General features: G+C 46.9%; 15 protein-coding genes. All 15 read right to left on the reverse strand.

The window, feature by feature from the left end:
- Nucleotides 1-8: 8 nt before the first annotated feature.
- The 15 genes from SB24_RS01385 to truB all read right to left on the reverse strand — a co-directional run bounded on the left by SB24_RS01385 (nucleotide 9) and on the right by truB (nucleotide 15,238).
- A complete protein-coding gene (locus SB24_RS01385; RefSeq protein WP_003154161.1) occupies nucleotides 9-218 on the reverse strand; it encodes a YlzJ-like family protein in 210 nt (69 codons plus the stop codon).
- The gene (locus SB24_RS01390; protein WP_015417490.1) at nucleotides 215-952 is read right to left on the reverse strand and encodes a ClpP family protease; all 738 of its coding nucleotides are present in this window, start codon (nucleotides 950-952) and stop codon (nucleotides 215-217) included. The genes SB24_RS01385 and SB24_RS01390 overlap by 4 nt, the downstream gene beginning before the upstream one ends.
- Nucleotides 953-1,067: 115 nt before the next feature.
- Complete coding sequence (rnjB, locus tag SB24_RS01395; protein WP_007409811.1) at nucleotides 1,068-2,735, reverse strand: ribonuclease J2; 1,668 nt, start codon at nucleotides 2,733-2,735, stop codon at nucleotides 1,068-1,070.
- A gap of 178 nt (nucleotides 2,736-2,913) precedes the next feature.
- On the reverse strand, nucleotides 2,914-3,783 hold the full coding sequence (gene dapA, locus SB24_RS01400) for a 4-hydroxy-tetrahydrodipicolinate synthase (RefSeq protein WP_003154166.1): 870 nt from the start codon (nucleotides 3,781-3,783) through the stop codon (nucleotides 2,914-2,916).
- A 30-nt stretch (nucleotides 3,784-3,813) separates the two neighbouring features.
- A complete protein-coding gene (gene dapG / locus SB24_RS01405) occupies nucleotides 3,814-5,028 on the reverse strand; it encodes an aspartate kinase (RefSeq protein WP_003154168.1) in 1,215 nt (404 codons plus the stop codon).
- Nucleotides 5,029-5,116: 88 nt separating this feature from the next.
- Nucleotides 5,117-6,157, reverse strand: a complete 1,041-nt coding sequence (asd, locus tag SB24_RS01410; RefSeq protein WP_012117572.1) for an aspartate-semialdehyde dehydrogenase — start codon at nucleotides 6,155-6,157, stop codon at nucleotides 5,117-5,119.
- A 134-nt stretch (nucleotides 6,158-6,291) separates the two neighbouring features.
- Nucleotides 6,292-6,882 (reverse strand): dipicolinate synthase subunit B, encoded by a 591-nt coding sequence (gene dpaB / locus SB24_RS01415; protein WP_007409809.1) that lies wholly within the window; start codon nucleotides 6,880-6,882, stop codon nucleotides 6,292-6,294.
- 2 nt (nucleotides 6,883-6,884) lie between these two features.
- Nucleotides 6,885-7,775 carry a dipicolinic acid synthetase subunit A gene (dpaA, locus tag SB24_RS01420; RefSeq protein ID WP_007409808.1) on the reverse strand — a complete coding sequence of 297 codons (891 nt, stop codon included), beginning with the start codon at nucleotides 7,773-7,775 and terminating at the stop codon, nucleotides 6,885-6,887.
- A 156-nt stretch (nucleotides 7,776-7,931) separates the two neighbouring features.
- Nucleotides 7,932-8,189: a YlmC/YmxH family sporulation protein gene (locus SB24_RS01425; RefSeq protein WP_003154176.1), complete on the reverse strand. Its 258-nt coding sequence runs from the start codon at nucleotides 8,187-8,189 to the stop codon at nucleotides 7,932-7,934.
- A gap of 78 nt (nucleotides 8,190-8,267) precedes the next feature.
- A complete protein-coding gene (locus SB24_RS01430; RefSeq protein WP_012117570.1) occupies nucleotides 8,268-9,503 on the reverse strand; it encodes a M16 family metallopeptidase in 1,236 nt (411 codons plus the stop codon).
- Nucleotides 9,504-9,542: 39 nt separating this feature from the next.
- Nucleotides 9,543-10,502: a polysaccharide deacetylase family protein gene (locus SB24_RS01435; RefSeq protein WP_015417486.1), complete on the reverse strand. Its 960-nt coding sequence runs from the start codon at nucleotides 10,500-10,502 to the stop codon at nucleotides 9,543-9,545.
- Between the two features lie 112 nt (nucleotides 10,503-10,614).
- The gene (gene pnp, locus SB24_RS01440; RefSeq protein ID WP_007611468.1) at nucleotides 10,615-12,738 is read right to left on the reverse strand and encodes a polyribonucleotide nucleotidyltransferase; all 2,124 of its coding nucleotides are present in this window, start codon (nucleotides 12,736-12,738) and stop codon (nucleotides 10,615-10,617) included.
- A 174-nt stretch (nucleotides 12,739-12,912) separates the two neighbouring features.
- On the reverse strand, nucleotides 12,913-13,182 hold the full coding sequence (gene rpsO / locus SB24_RS01445) for a 30S ribosomal protein S15 (protein ID WP_003154182.1): 270 nt from the start codon (nucleotides 13,180-13,182) through the stop codon (nucleotides 12,913-12,915).
- A gap of 165 nt (nucleotides 13,183-13,347) precedes the next feature.
- Nucleotides 13,348-14,289: a bifunctional riboflavin kinase/FAD synthetase gene (gene ribF / locus SB24_RS01450; protein ID WP_039251488.1), complete on the reverse strand. Its 942-nt coding sequence runs from the start codon at nucleotides 14,287-14,289 to the stop codon at nucleotides 13,348-13,350.
- 19 nt (nucleotides 14,290-14,308) lie between these two features.
- Nucleotides 14,309-15,238 carry a tRNA pseudouridine(55) synthase TruB gene (gene truB / locus SB24_RS01455; RefSeq protein ID WP_039251490.1) on the reverse strand — a complete coding sequence of 310 codons (930 nt, stop codon included), beginning with the start codon at nucleotides 15,236-15,238 and terminating at the stop codon, nucleotides 14,309-14,311.
- Nucleotides 15,239-15,266: the final 28 nt, after the last annotated feature.

Genomic DNA, 15,266 nt, shown 5'->3' on the forward strand with positions numbered 1-15,266 from the left:
AATGCCGGTTAGATTTTCAGCTTGATTTTTTGTCCCGGAGCGATGTCCGGATTCAAGAAATCCATCGGGTTCGTACTTAAAATCTGTACGACTTCAGCTTCATTTCCCTTCATCTCAACTAGCAGCGGCACGCCGGCGTAATCTACCTGTTCATGCACGCTTTGCTCTATATCCTGACCGTAAACGACTTCTTGGGGCATGACGGTATAAAGGATCATTGAATCATCCTTCCTTCCTCGCTCTTTCGTTCCTCAATCAGCTGATTCAGCTTTTTTATCGCCTGTCCGACGCCGCCCACGGCATCAATTAATCCGTAATCAGCCGCATCTTTCCCGACTACGTTCGTCCCGATGTCCCTGGTTAAGTTTCCTTTTGAAAACATCAGCTCTTTGAATTTTTCTTCGGAAATATTTGAATGATGGGTCACAAAGTTGACGACCCGCTCCTGCATTTTGTCCAAGTATTCAAATGTTTGCGGAACCCCGATAACCAGACCTGTAAGCCGAACGGGGTGAATGGTCATAGTCGCTGTTTCCGCGATAAAACTATGATCACATGACACGGCGATCGGCACACCTATCGAGTGTCCCCCGCCGAGTACGATTGAGACGGTCGGTTTTGATAAGGATGCGAGCATTTCCGCAATCGCAAGCCCCGCTTCCACATCGCCTCCGACGGTGTTTAAGATGATCAGAAGTCCTTCGATTTTCGGATTTTGCTCAATGGCGACGATTTGCGGAATGACGTGTTCATATTTGGTTGTTTTATTTTGCGGCGGGAGCTGGACGTGCCCCTCAATTTGGCCGATGATCGTCAGGCAGTGAATATTGCTATCTTGGGACATTTGCGGCAGAGATGTCTCTCCCAGCTGCTGAATTTTGCTCATAATGCTGTCTTTCGCATCTGATTTTTCGGGCTGCTGTTCTTCGGTGTTTTCCATACGATGATCCATTTTATCTTTCACCCTTTCCGAATGTCTCTTTGTATTATGAACAAAGATGATGATTTCCATCCGGGACATGAACAAAAACAAAGCCGGAGCATCATGCGCTCCGGCTTTGTATACATTATACTTCCATAATGATCGGAATGATCATCGGCTTGCGTTTTGTTTTTTCATAAAGGAATTGATTCAGCGCATCACGCATGGCTTGTTTCAGCGTGGACCATTCTACGGCAGATGTTTCCGTCGCTTCAGTCACGATAGAGCGGACGAGCTCAGTAGCTTGTACAATTAAACCTTCTGATTCTCTGACATATACGAAACCGCGCGTAATGATCTCAGGACCTGATACGAGGTTCTTTTTCTGCTTATCGAGTGAAATCACGACGATGAGAATGCCGTCTTGTGACAATAAGCGGCGGTCTCTCAGCACGATGTTGCCGATGTCGCCGACTCCGAGGCCGTCAATCAGAACGTTTCCGTACGTGACTTTATCCCCGATTTTCACATTCTGGCCGCGGAATTCAACGACGTCACCTTTTTCAATCAAGAAAATGTCGCTGCGTTTCATGCCGATCTCTTCTGCGATTTTGGAATGCGCTTTTTGCATTCTGAATTCACCGTTAACCGGAATTAAATATTTCGGTTTCAGCAAATTAAGCATGAGTTTCAATTCTTCCTGCGAACCGTGACCGGACACATGCACGCGCTTTTGGGCGAAAATGACTTGAGCGCCGGCGCGTGCAAGCAGGTTGACGGTTTTGGAATATATCAATTCATGCCCCGGAATCGGTGTTGATGCAATGACAACGGTGTCTCCTTCTTCAATGTTAAGCTGCTTGTGCGCCTGCTTGGCCATCCGCGTAAGAGCGGCCAGCGGCTCACCATGGCTTCCGGCTGTAACAATTGCCACTTCCCGCTTCGGATATTTTTTCACATCCTGCACAGGAATAAACATTTCATCTTCGGCTTCAATATAGCCGAGCTTGCGCCCAAGCTGAAGCACGTTTTGCAGATTTTTTCCGGCGATTGCAAGTTTGCGGCCGTTCTGGACGGCAGCCTGTATCACTTGCTGGATCCGGTTGATATTAGACGCGAATACAGCAATGATGACCCGGTTTTCTGAATTGTTCATCGCATCGGAAATTTCACCGCTTACATATGCTTCTGACGGAGTATACCCCGGGCGCTCCGCATTGGCGCTGTCAGAAAGCAGGGCGAGCACGCCGCTGTTTCCGATTTTGGCAATTTCGCCAATATCACATGATTGGTGATAAGCAGGCGTCTGGTCAAATTTAAAGTCTCCCGTGCATACAATAGAGCCAAGTGATGTTTTGAAGCTGACTCCCACTGAATCCGGAATACTGTGAATCGTTTTAAAGAACGATACTTTCGTTGATTCAAATGTAATGACTGATTTAGAGTGAACTTCACGCAAATCAGCTTTTCGATTATGCCCGTACTGCTTGAGTTTTTCTCTCAGTAATGCAAGCGTAAGCTTCGTTCCGTATACCGGCACCGACAGCTTGTTCAATAAATAAAAGACGCCTCCGATGTTTTCATCGTGCCCGTGTGTCAGAAAGATGGCCTTCACGCGGTCAGCCCGTTCTACTAAGTAGGAAATATCCGGAATGACGACATCAATACCGAGCATTTCATTTTCAGGGTGCATCAGCCCTGCATCCACTACAAATATGTCTGAGTCAATTTCAATGACATATAGGTTCTTCCCAATTTCTCCGACGCCGCCAAGGGCGATAATTCTGACGTTTTCTGTATTTTTCTTTTTCAAAATCTGTATCCTCCTAGTCTCATACCCGTCCATCATCACTTGTTCCTATTATAACTGATATCAATTTTAGAAAACAAGAAGAAGCGGAAGGTTTAGGGAAAACCAATATGTATACAAAACGGTCAAACTCACGATAAAAATGAGAATGACCGCGTATTTTAACTGTATAAATTTTTTCTTACAGTTCGCTGATGACGCTGCTCAGGCTCAGACGTTCATCTTCATTCAGCGGGATAAGAGGAAGACGCACAGATCCGACATCAAGGCCTTTCAGCTGTAACGCCGTTTTGACCGGAGCCGGATTAGGCGCTTTAAAGAGCTCCTTCATGATCGGCAGAAGCTTCTGATGAATCAGTGCCGCGGTTGCCGTCTGCCCGTTCGTATAGTTTTTAATCATCTGCTGCATGTCAGAACCTACGATATGGCTGGCCACTGACACGACTCCTCTTCCGCCGACTGCGAGAATAGGAAGCGTTAACCCGTCATCACCTGAATAGACGTAAAAATCTTCCGGTGTTTCGGCAATGATTTTCGTAATGGCATCAAGATCGCCGCTCGCTTCTTTAATCGCAGAGATATTCGGTATCTCCGCAAGTCTGATGGCCGTTTCCGGCGCAAGCGAAGCGACCGTTCTGCCCGGCACGTTGTAAAGCATCACAGGAAGAGACGTTTCTTCAGCTATGGCTTTAAAATGACGGTACATCCCCTCTTGGGAAGGCTTATTATAATACGGCGTGACAAGCATAACGCAATCGACGCCGGCTTCTTCAGCTTTTTTTGTCAGTTTAATGGAGTCTTTCGTATTGTTGCTTCCCGTACCCGCAATAACAGGCACGCGTCCGTTCACTTCTTTGACTGTAAATTCAAAGAGTGCAATTTTTTCTTCCGTTGAAAGTGTCGGAGATTCGCCGGTCGTGCCTGCGACAACTAAAGAATCCGTGCCGTTTTTCAACAAATAGTCGATTAATGTAGACAGTTTTTGAAAGTCTACATTCCCTTTACTGTCAAAGGGGGTAATCATCGCTGTAGATATATTTCCGACATTCATTTTTTTCACCTCATCATGATTCAATCACATTTACTTTGAAAGTTCAAACACTTCATGCAGCGCATTTACGGCCGTTACCATATCTTTTTCATGAACGAGCACCCATATCGTCGTATGGCTGTCGGCAGATTGCAGAATCGGAATGCCTTTATCAGAAAGTGCGGAGACGATTTTTGACGTGACACCCGGAACACCCATTATCCCGGCGCCGACCGCTGACACTTTCGCACAGCTCTCCGTCACTGTCGGCTCATATCCTAATTCAGCCAAAATGCTGCGCGCGGCTTCCGTTTTACTGCCGGCTACGGTATATACGATTTCACTCGGCGTAATGTTAAAGAAATCTACGCTGATTCCGGCATTTGCCATTGCTTTAAAGACTTCAGTCTGAACGTTGTATTGCCCCATTTTGGCGGGAACCTTAAATTGCGTCACATCTTTCACATGGGCGATCCCCGTGATCAGCCGTTCGAATACATCGCTGCCGATGTTAGACGAATGATGGGACGTCACCAAAGTGCCTTTGTCTTTTGAATAAGTGGAGCGCACGCGGATCGGCACCTTTGCCTGCATGGCGATTTCCACCGCGCGCGGATGAATGACTTTCGCGCCTTGATAGGCAAGGTTGCAGATTTCCGTATATGTGACGTTCGGAAGCGGCTTAGCATTTTCCACGATTCTCGGATCGGCTGTCATAACGCCTTCCACGTCCGTAAAAATGTCGATAAACTCAGCATCTACCGCCGCGCCGAGCGCCGCTGCTGAAGTATCGCTTCCTCCTCTGCCGATCGTCGTCGTGTCGCCTTTTTCAGTCGCTCCCTGAAATCCCGCGACAACGACAGCGTCATGGCTGGCAAGTGCAGCGAAAAGCCGCTCTGTTTTCATTTCTATAATTTTGGCGTCAGTATGCTGGGCATTGGTTAAAAAGCCGGCCTGGGCTCCTGTTAAAGCTGCGGCTTTTATGCCGTTTTCCTTCAGCATGCTGGAAAAAACAACGGACGAAATCGTTTCTCCGCAAGACAGAAGCATATCCTGCTCTCTCGGAGAAATGTCGGACTGGCTGCCGTAAAGGAGCCCGATTAAAGAATCTGTCGCGTACGGGTCTCCTTTTCTTCCCATCGCCGATACGACAACGACAACTTTATAACCTTCACTGATGGCATCTTTAATGTGTGCTAGCGCAAGCTTGCGGCCTTTGTCATCTTTTACGGATGTTCCGCCGAATTTTTGAACAATGATCTTCACTATTTTCACTCCAAATTAGTCTGACGTAACAGAAGAGAGCAGGCAGAGCCTTACTCTCTTCTGTTCGCCTATAGAAAATACGTTTGTTTTATACGAGGTTCAGTTTTTGCAGGCTTTCCGCGATTTGGACTGAGTTCCAAGCGGCGCCTTTTAACAGGTTATCAGAAACAACCCACAAATGAAAACCGTTTGCTCTGTCCAAATCTTTACGGATTCTTCCTACAAACACATCGCGTTTGCCGACGCAATCAGCAGGCATCGGGTAAAGCTGCTCCGCCGGATCATCCTGAAGCGTGACACCCGGAGCTTCTTTTAAAAGCTGTTTCATATCTTCAACGGTTGCGTCATCACGGTCAAGCTCAATGTAAACAGATTCTGAGTGCCCTGTTTCAATCGGCAGTCTGACACATGTCGCAGCCACTTCCAGATTCGGCATATGCATGATTTTTTTCGTTTCATTAATCATTTTCATTTCCTCAAACGTATAGCCGTTATCTTGGAATTTATCAATTTGCGGAATGGCGTTAAATGCGATTTGATAATGCTTTTTGTCGCCTTTAACCGGCATAATGGACGGTTCTGCGGGTTCATTGTTTAAAATCGCCTTTGTCTGGCTGTACAATTCCTTCGCCGCTTCATTGCCGGCCCCGGACACAGCTTGGTAAGTAGATACAATGACTTTTTTCAATCCGTACGCTTTGCGGATCGGTTCAAGCGCAGCCACCATCTGAATCGTTGAACAGTTAGGGTTGGCGATAATGCCGTTATGTTTGTGCAGATCACCTTCGTTCACCTCAGGCACCACGAGCGGTGTATTTTCGTCCATACGGAATGCGCTGGTATTGTCAATCACAATGGCTCCCCGTTTTACAGCCTCAGGCGCCAAGCTTTGTGATACGCTTCCGCCGGCGCTGAATAACGCGATATGAACGCCTTCGAAGCTTTCAGGAACAGCTTCCTGCACTGTATATTCTTCGCCTTTAAACGTTACTTTCGTACCAGCAGAACGCTTTGAGGATAGTAGTGTGAGTGTTTCGATTTCAAAGTTTCTGTCTTCCAGTGTTTTCAGCATTTGCTGTCCTACGGCTCCCGTCGCTCCGACAACTGCTACGTGTAATCCTCTTCCCATCTGTAAAACTCCTTCCGCCAATTAAGCATCATTTGTTGAATTGACTTTGCATTTTACGTTTTATTTTACCATAGAATAGTCACGGATTGACCGAATTTTTTTATTCCGGAATGATTTTCTGTCATCATGATTTTTTATTCATGATGGTGTACGAGCACCGGCTGAACCTGCTGGTGCAAAAGAGCTTTTTCTACCGTAATCGGAAGGAGATCCATTCTGGCGACGAGCGATGTCGGTTTTTTCACGTGGTCGTCCTGGCCGAACGGGATGAAATATATGTTTTTTGCAGACATCAGCCTCATTAAGTTCGTTCCGTTTAAACCGAGTCCGTCGTTTGTCGAAATTCCGAGCACGACCGGGCGGCCGTTGCGGATCGTGGCTTTCGCAGCCATAAGGACGGGGCTGTCAGTCATCGCATTTGCGAGTTTGCTCATTGAATTTCCGGTTAAGGGGGCGATGACCATGCAGTCGAGCGGAAGTTTCGGCCCGAGCGGCTCCGCTTTTACGATGGAATCAATCGCCTCAAAGCCTGTTGCTTCTTCAATTTTTCTGACCCAATCTCCCCCCTCCCCAAAGCGGGTATCGGTCGATTGAACGGTTGACGTCACGACCGGCCGGACTTCAGCTCCTTGACTGATAAGCGCCTCTATTTGCGGAAAAACTTCCTCATATGTGCAATGCGAGCCGGTTAATCCGAATCCGATTCTTTTCCCTTTCAGAGACATGGTTATTTCCCCTCTTTCTTTAAGTCTGCCAAAAGCTTGCTCAATACGTTCGCAATAATCTGTCCGGCTGTTTTCGGGGCCACAATTCCCGGAAGACCCGGAGCAAGCAGCGCTTTAATGCCTTGTTTTTCAGCATATTTGAAATCCGTTCCGCCCGGACGGGATGCTAAATCCAAAATCAAGGTCTTCGGCGTCATGCGCGATAAAACGCTTTGATTCAGAATCAAGCTCGGTACGGTGTTAATGCAGATATCAATATCATTTACATGTTCAGTAAGCTCTTCAAGTTGAAAAGGAGAAAGCCCCATTTCCGTTATACGGGCCAAATGAGCCGAACTCCGCGCGCCCACTTTTACCTTCGCCCCTAACGCCGCAAACGTCCGGGCGATCGTCATACCGGTGCGCCCCATGCCGAGAACGGCGACGTTTGATCCGTGAATGGTATAATCCGTATGCTGAATCGCCATCATGATTGTTCCTTCAACAGTGGGAATCGAGTTGAATATCGCGATATCGTCCCGCTCAAATAATTTCACAAGCTTGCGGCCCGCTTCGCTGGCGATCCCCTCAAGATACGCGTTGGAGATGCCTGAATAAATGACGCAATGCTCCGGTGTCCGCTCAAGATAGCTCTGCTTTAATACCACTTCTTCATTTGAAAAAACCGTGGAAACAACGCCTTCTCCGGTCGTTGCCGATACAGGCAGGATGATACTGTCTATTTTTTGAAAGGGAATCTCATCGATTTTGCATTTGACGGTTCCTGTAAAACCGTCATCCAATTGGTCAAACCCTGCAAGATAAATATCGGCATGCTGTTCTGTCAGCTTTCTTATAATCTCAAGCTGTCTTGCGTCACCGCCAATGATCGCAATTGTCAATCCGGTTAACATCTGAAACGTTCACCTTCTTTACAGTTACTGGATCTTTTAAGTGTCATCCTCCTCTTCATCGTATGTGCGAAGAGAAAGGGCGGTGAATGTACAGCGTCTTTTTCATAAAAAAAGCACCGGCTGTATGAGCCGGTGCTTGCAAAAAATGAATAAGATCTACTCTTCGGGAGGCGTGATCTCCCCCGGAACGTCTAAAATGATCATGTCTGACCCGATTTTTTGGATATGGTTCCAGGGGACGCGGATGTCGTGGCCTTGTTTTCGCAATCCGAACCATTTTACCGTCGGTATCAACAGCGCGGTAATTTGTCCATCCTGTTCATTAATTTCCAAATCGGTCTGGCCGAGCACGCCGAGCCGCTCTGCCCGTTTAATGTCCACTATTTCTTTACCTGACAGTTCACTGAGCCTCATGATAGCCACCCCCTTGTACTATATGACCCGGAGCAAAAAAAAATGCCTGCCCCGTATAGAGGCAGACTGCTTTTCCGCTTAAGATGAAGCCGGCATATTGCCGGTCGGGCTGATGAGCGATAGTGCGTAATCATCCGTAAATAAGCGGCGGCTGAGGCCGTTGACGCTTTCCAGGCTGACCGCATTTAATTCAGTGATAATTTCATCCATGGTCTTATGCTTTCCGAGCAGGAGTTCGTTTTTCCCGTTCCGGCTCATTTTGCTGTTTGTGCTCTCTAAGCTGAGCATTAAGCTCCCCTTCATTTGCTCTTTGCTGTTTTCCAGCTCTTTCGGGGTGATACCGTCACGTTTTAGAACCGATAACGTTTCCTGAATGGTTTCAGACAGAAGTCCGAGCTGATTCGCGCCGGTGCCTCCGTAAATCGTCAGCATACCGCTGTCTTCATAGGAACTGTGATAGCTGTATACAGAATAGGCCAGTCCTTTATCTTCGCGCACATCCTGGAAAAGACGGCTGCTCATGCTTCCGCCCAGCACGTTGTTTAAGACGATCAAATCGTAAATGTCCGGATCTCCGACTTTCAGGCCTTTGAAACCGAGACAGAGATGCGCCTGTTCGGTGTCTTTTTTTCTGGTCAGTTTTTCATAATGAAACTCAGGCTCGCTGATACCGCTTGCTTTGCCCTTCGCTTCGTATGTACCGAACCATTTCTCCACGTCTTTAATGAATTGTTCCGTTACATTTCCGGCGACAGAAATGACGACGCGGTCCGGCGTGTAAAAGTCATCCATATGCTGTCTGAGAGAATCGCCGTTAAATGACGAAAGCGTTTCCTCCGTCCCGAGAATCGGGTAGCCGAGCGAATGATTGCCGTATGTCGCTTTGCTCAGCAGATCGTGGACAATGTCATCCGGCGCGTCTTCATACATTTTGATTTCTTCATATACGACGTTCTTTTCTTTTTTGAGCTCATCTTCGTCAAAAGCAGAATGAAAGAACATATCAGCCAGCACATCAAGTGCGTAGTTTGCATGCTCATCCAGAACTTTGGCGTAATAGCACGTATATTCTTTTGAAGTGAAGGCATTCACTTGGCCGCCTATCCGATCGAAGGATTCTGCGATTTCCCGTGCGGATCTGGTATTTGTTCCTTTAAAAAACATATGCTCAAGAAAGTGCGAAATACCGTTTGTATCCGGCGTTTCATGACGTGACCCCGTCCCGATCCAGACGCCGATTGCCACAGACCGCACCGTTGGATTATTTTCAAGCACAACTCTTACACCGTTTTGGCATGTATAGCGTTTTATCAAGTCTGTTCCTCCTATTCAAAGACAGGCAACTGCCGCCTGCTACTTCATCAGCCTGTTTTCATCCATTAAGTCAGACACTGAGCCGAGCGCGTAGCCTTTTTCTTTGATTTTTGCAATCAGTGTATCCAGGCTTTTCGCAGTCGGATCAGTCGGATGCATTAAAATCATGGCTCCGTTATGTATTTTGCTCAACACCCTTGTTTGTAAAACAGCGGGAGACGGTTTTTGCCAGTCAATGGTGTCAACGGTCCACATGATGGTGCCCATTCCTTTTTCCGCCGCAAGGTCGACCACGGCTTTTCTGAAGCTGCCGCTTGGCGGCGCAAACCATTTCGGCTTCATGCCGAGCGTCTCGCTGATTTGTGCATTGGTTTTGTCAAGCTGTTCGGAAATGCTTCCTGAAGTCAGTTTGCTCATATCAGGGTGATTGTATGAATGATTTCCGATTTCATGTCCGTCTGCCGCTATTTTTTTCCCCAGTTCCTGATTGTTTTTCAGCCATTTCCCTTCAAGAAAGAAAGTTGCTTTGACCTGGTGCTGCTTCAGAATAGGCAGCATTTGCTCCACGTATTCATTTCCCCAGGCGACATTTATCAGGAAAGCGACCATCGGTTTGTCGGGATTTCCTTTATAAATGGGTTCGGGCGCGAGAGAATCAAGATGGACTTTCGGTTTTACCTGCTCATAGACAAGGCCGTCTTCGTGAAATTCTCCGTCCTTTTTCATTTGTTTATAGGATTTTTCCACATTGACTTTTAAACCGTTATATCCCGGTATACTCTTCCATATTTTATCAATCCGCGCGTCTTGCGGCTTCACTTCATACTCTGACGCTTTTTGCAGTAATTCTTCATAGAGCGGATCTTTTGATGCTGACACAGTTACAGCGTCTTTTTTCATTGCGTCTATGTAATCAACTGTATACGGATTTTTTAACATTTCAAACGAAACAAAAAAAAGAAATAAAAAAACGGCAAACGGCACGAATTTTTTCAACATGTCCTTCCCCCCTCACCACACATTATGTATGAGGAGGACAAGGTAGAACCCGTCTGTTGTCTTTCTCAAAATAAAGAAGCCGGGTCTCCCAGGCTCCTTGTTAGGTTTTCATTTAAGATTGTTGTTGTTCCTGTTCTTTTTCTTTCTCTTCGCGCAGCACTGCTTTACGCGACAGATTCACTCGTCCCTGTTTGTCAATTTCAGTTACCTTCACAAGGATTTCGTCACCGATTTTCACAACATCCTCAACCTTGCCGACCCGTTCGAGCGCTAGTTCAGAGATGTGAACGAGACCGTCTTTTCCGCTGAAGATTTCAACAAAAGCGCCGAATTTCTCAATCCGTTTGACTTTACCGAGGTAAAGCTGGCCGACTTCGACTTCTCTGACAAGATCTTCGATGATTTTTTTCGCTTTTTGGTTGCTGCTTTCATCAGTAGAAGAAATAAAGATGGTGCCGTCTTGTTCAATGTCAATTTTAACACCGGTATCTTCAATGATTTTGTTGATTTGTTTACCGCTCGGTCCGATAACGTCACGGATTTTATCCGGATTAATGTTCATCGTTAAAATTTTCGGCGCATATTGAGAAAGTTCTTTTCTTGATTCACCAAGCGTGCTGAGCATGCTGTTCAAGATTTCCATTCTTCCTTTTTTCGCCTGCTGAAGCGCTTCTTCAAGAATTTCTCTTGAAAGGCCTTCAATTTTAATGTCCATTTGCAGCGCTGTCACGCCTTTTTCCGTGCCGGCTACTTTAAAGTCCATGTCACCGAGGGCGTCTTCCATCCCTTGAATATCCGTTAATACAGTATAGTACTCGCCTGATTTCACAAGTCCCATCGCGATACCCGCAACAGGGGCTTTAATCGGAACACCTGCGTCCATCATGGCAAGCGTGCTCGCGCAAATGCTGGCCTGTGAAGTGGAACCGTTTGATTCAAGCACTTCGGATACGAGGCGGACCGTATACGGGAAGTCTTTTTCATTCGGAATGACCGGCTCAAGCGCACGCTCTCCAAGAGCACCGTGACCGATCTCACGGCGTCCCGGTCCGCGCATCGGGCCTGTCTCCCCTACGCTGAACTGCGGGAAGTTATAATGATGCATAAAGCGTTTTGATTCTTCCACGCCTAAACCGTCAAGAATCTGAACGTCCCCAAGGGCGCCTAATGTACAAACGCTGAGCGCCTGCGTCTGTCCTCGCGTAAACAGCCCGGAGCCATGCGTTCTCGGCAGAAGGCCGACTTCTGAAGAAAGCGGGCGGATTTGATCAACGCCGCGGCCGTCCGGACGGACTTTTTCTTCTGTGATCAAACGGCGCACTTCGTTTTTCACGAGTTTAGACAGTGTCTGTTTCACTTTTTTAATCGTATCTTCATCATGCTCTTCTTCTTCGAATTTCGCGACAACTGCATTTTTCACTTCATTGATCGCGTCTTCGCGAGCATGTTTTTCGTGAACCTGAATGGCGCTGAGAAGATCCGGCTCCGCAAGGCTTTTTACTTTTTCGCTGAGCTCTTCGTCAATTTCATACAGTTCGATTTCTGTTTTCTCTTTGCCGACTGCTGCGACGATTTCTTCTTGGAATGCGATCAGGCGCTTAATTTCTTCGTGACCGAACATAATCGCCTCAAGCATGATTTCTTCAGGAACTTCATCCGCTCCGGCTTCCACCATGTTGATGGCGTCTTTTGTGCCTGCAACGATGAGGTTGATATCACTTTTTTCAAGCTGGTCAACCGTCGGATTGATGACGAATTTCCCGTCAATGCGGCCTACCGTCACACCCGCGATCGGGCCTTCAAACGGGATATCGGAAACGCAAAGAGCGAGTGATGAACCGAACATTGCAGCCATTTCAGATGAGCAGTCCTGATCAACACTCATGACAATGCTGATGACCTGTACTTCGTTACGGAATCCGTCTGCGAAAAGCGGGCGGATCGGACGGTCGATCAGACGGCTGGCTAAAACGGCCTTTTCACTTGGACGGCCTTCTCTTTTAATAAAACCGCCCGGAATTTTACCTACTGCGTATAATCTTTCTTCATAGTTAACGGTAAGCGGGAAAAAATCTAGCGGTTTCGGTTCTTTTGATGCGGTTGCTGTGCTGAGCACTGCAGTATCGCCGTAGCGGACCATGACAGCGCCGTTTGCCTGTTTGGCAAGCTGGCCGGCTTCTACTGTAAGCTGTCTGCCGGCCCAATCTATGGTAAAGACATGTTTCTCTTGTCCCATTCGATTACGAGCTCCTCTCTTAATGTGTGAAATAATCAATTACTCCTATTATGAACGAAATGAATTGAACATATCAATGTCAAAGTAGTATGTAAAAGGATTTCATTGTTTTTTTATCATTATTTTTTTCGCTTTAATACGATAAAAAAGCGGGAATCCTCCCGCTTTTTACGATTATCGACGTAAGCCTAGTTTGTTAATTAACTCACGGTAACGAGTTACGTCTTTATTACGCAGATACGTAAGAAGATTACGACGTTTACCTACCATTTTAAGAAGACCGCGACGTGAGTGGTGATCTTTCTTGTGAGTACGCAAATGCTCGTTCAAGTTGTTAATTGAGTCTGTTAGGATAGCGATCTGAACTTCTGGAGATCCAGTATCAGATTCGTGTGTTTTGAACTCGCTGATGAGTTGATTTTTACGCTCTTGAGTAATTGCCATCCTGTTTCACCTCCATATCATAATTAGCCCCAGTTACCTAGCAACCGTCGGTGACTTCGGATTGCCAAGCAATGGTTTTAAGACTACGAAACATATGATACTAAAAATCGCGCCCATATGCAAATCTTTTAGAAGAAAATTTGTGTACTTTTGATGTTTTTTCCGTTATTTGCTGAAAAAACGGATCGCTTCTTGCTTGTCTTTCCCGATCTGAGCCGTCAGTTCATCGATGCCGTTAAATTTCCGTTCGCTTCGGATTCGTTTGTACCACTCGATTTTAACGTCTTCTCCGTATACATCCTGCTGAAAATTAAACAAATGTACTTCAATTGACGGCTGATCGGGACGCTTTTCATAAAAGGTCGGTTTGTAGCCGATGTTGCAGACGCCTTCAAACACCTCGCCTTTTATTTCGGCTTTCACTGCATACACGCCTGTCGGCGGCACGATATAGCTGTTGTGCAGGCCGACATTCGCGGTCGGAAAACCGATGGTGCGGCCTCTTTTATCTCCGTGAATCACAGTGCCCCGGACAAAATACGGCTGGCCGAGAAGAGTGTGCGCAAGTTCAACGTCACCATCCTGCAGCGCTGACCGGATATAAGTGGAGCTGATCTTTCTGTCCTGCTCGGTCTGTTTCTCGACAGTCGTGCATCCGGCCTTGCCGTTTAAATCGTCCGGCAGCGTCTCCATCGTGCCTTTTCCGTATTTTCCGTACGTAAAATCGAAGCCTCCCACAGCGTGCCGCGCATTTAACCCTAAAATATACTCCTCAGCAAACTGTTTTGGAGACAGAGACGCAAACGCTTCATCAAACTTTACGACATACAGCACATCAGCGCCTAAACGCCCGATCTGGCTGATTTTATCTTCAAGCGGCGTAATCAGATCCTTTGGCTCTTTGTCCCTGCCCAACACATGGGAAGGGTGGGGATGAAACGTCATAACGGCCAGCGACAGGCCTTTTTCTTCGGCAATTTGTCTGGCTGTTCCGATTACTTTCCGGTGTCCCAAATGAACGCCGTCAAAGTAGCCGAGCGCCATAACAGACGCCGGCTGCTCTTCTTTTTGTAAATGATGCGGATGAGAAATATGTATCGTCTTCACAGAACGGTCACCTTTTTTCTTATTGTTCGCTTTTTTGCATGAGCACTTTAGCCGGTTTCAGCAGTCCTTTTTTTGAAGGATGCGGCATATAAATGGCCACACATTCTCCGTCTTCAGTACAGACCGCTATACGGGCGTCAGCTGTCATTGCAGAAAATTCCCCCGGGATGTCAAACACTGACCCGTTTTCAGCTTTCTTAGCTAATGTATCACTTATGACCCATTTCGGCAAATGATTGAGCGCTCTATCGATCGGCACGGCATGCTCTGCAACCGTTCCGTCTGAAACCTGCTGTTCAAGTTCCTCAAATGTGAAACACTCATCAAGGCTGAAATCGCCGGAAGCGGTGCGGATGAGATGCGACATATGCGCGGGATAGCCGAGTTTTTCACCGATTGTCACCGCCAATGTTCTCACGTAAGTGCCCTTTGAGCACGTGACTGTAAAGCGGAATGATGCTGTGTCTTCTTTATAAGTGACAGGGGAAGTGAGCGCGATATCTTCAATCGTGATATTCCGCTTCGGCCGCTCCACTTCAATACCGGCTCTGGCGTATTCATAGAGCTTTTTCCCGTTAACCTTTACAGCGGAATACATCGGCGGCACTTGCTCCTGCGGTCCCTTCAGTTCGTCTAAAACGGCTTTGATATCCGCTTCTTTCAGCGGCTCCTTGACAGGTTTTACGCTGACCGTTTCTCCCGTCTGGTCTTCGGTCGATGTGGAGAAACCGAGAGTGATCTCAGCATCGTACGTTTTTGACTTGTCGGTGACGTACTCAACAATCTTTGTGGCCCGTCCGACACAGATCGGCAGTACGCCTGACACTTCCGGATCAAGCGTCCCCGTATGTCCGACTTTCTTTGTTTTTAACAGTTTTCTTATTTTCATTACACAGTCGTGAGAAGTCATGCCGACCGGTTTATGTAAAAGGAGAACTCCGTTAACCATATGTCTTTCGCTCCTTTGTTATCAATTG

Source organism: Bacillus sp. Pc3 (assembly GCF_000815145.1).
Lineage (GTDB): Bacteria > Bacillota > Bacilli > Bacillales > Bacillaceae > Bacillus > Bacillus velezensis.

What these genes read in the sequence shown, in the direction of transcription:
- SB24_RS01385 (WP_003154161.1), bottom strand. Translation starts at nt 218, where the DNA reads ATGATCCTTTATACCGTCATGCCCCAAGAAGTCGTTTACGGTCAGGAT.
- truB (WP_039251490.1), bottom strand. Translation starts at nt 15,238, where the DNA reads ATGGTTAACGGAGTTCTCCTTTTACATAAACCGGTCGGCATGACTTCT.
- dapA (WP_003154166.1), bottom strand. Translation starts at nt 3,783, where the DNA reads ATGAATGTCGGAAATATATCTACAGCGATGATTACCCCCTTTGACAGT.
- pnp (WP_007611468.1), bottom strand. Translation starts at nt 12,738, where the DNA reads ATGGGACAAGAGAAACATGTCTTTACCATAGATTGGGCCGGCAGACAG.
- dpaA (WP_007409808.1), bottom strand. Translation starts at nt 7,775, where the DNA reads ATGTTAACCGGATTGACAATTGCGATCATTGGCGGTGACGCAAGACAG.
- rpsO (WP_003154182.1), bottom strand. Translation starts at nt 13,182, where the DNA reads ATGGCAATTACTCAAGAGCGTAAAAATCAACTCATCAGCGAGTTCAAA.
- asd (WP_012117572.1), bottom strand. Translation starts at nt 6,157, where the DNA reads ATGGGAAGAGGATTACACGTAGCAGTTGTCGGAGCGACGGGAGCCGTA.
- dpaB (WP_007409809.1), bottom strand. Translation starts at nt 6,882, where the DNA reads ATGTCTCTGAAAGGGAAAAGAATCGGATTCGGATTAACCGGCTCGCAT.
- SB24_RS01390 (WP_015417490.1), bottom strand. Translation starts at nt 952, where the DNA reads ATGGATCATCGTATGGAAAACACCGAAGAACAGCAGCCCGAAAAATCA.
- SB24_RS01425 (WP_003154176.1), bottom strand. Translation starts at nt 8,189, where the DNA reads ATGAGGCTCAGTGAACTGTCAGGTAAAGAAATAGTGGACATTAAACGG.
- SB24_RS01435 (WP_015417486.1), bottom strand. Translation starts at nt 10,502, where the DNA reads ATGTTGAAAAAATTCGTGCCGTTTGCCGTTTTTTTATTTCTTTTTTTT.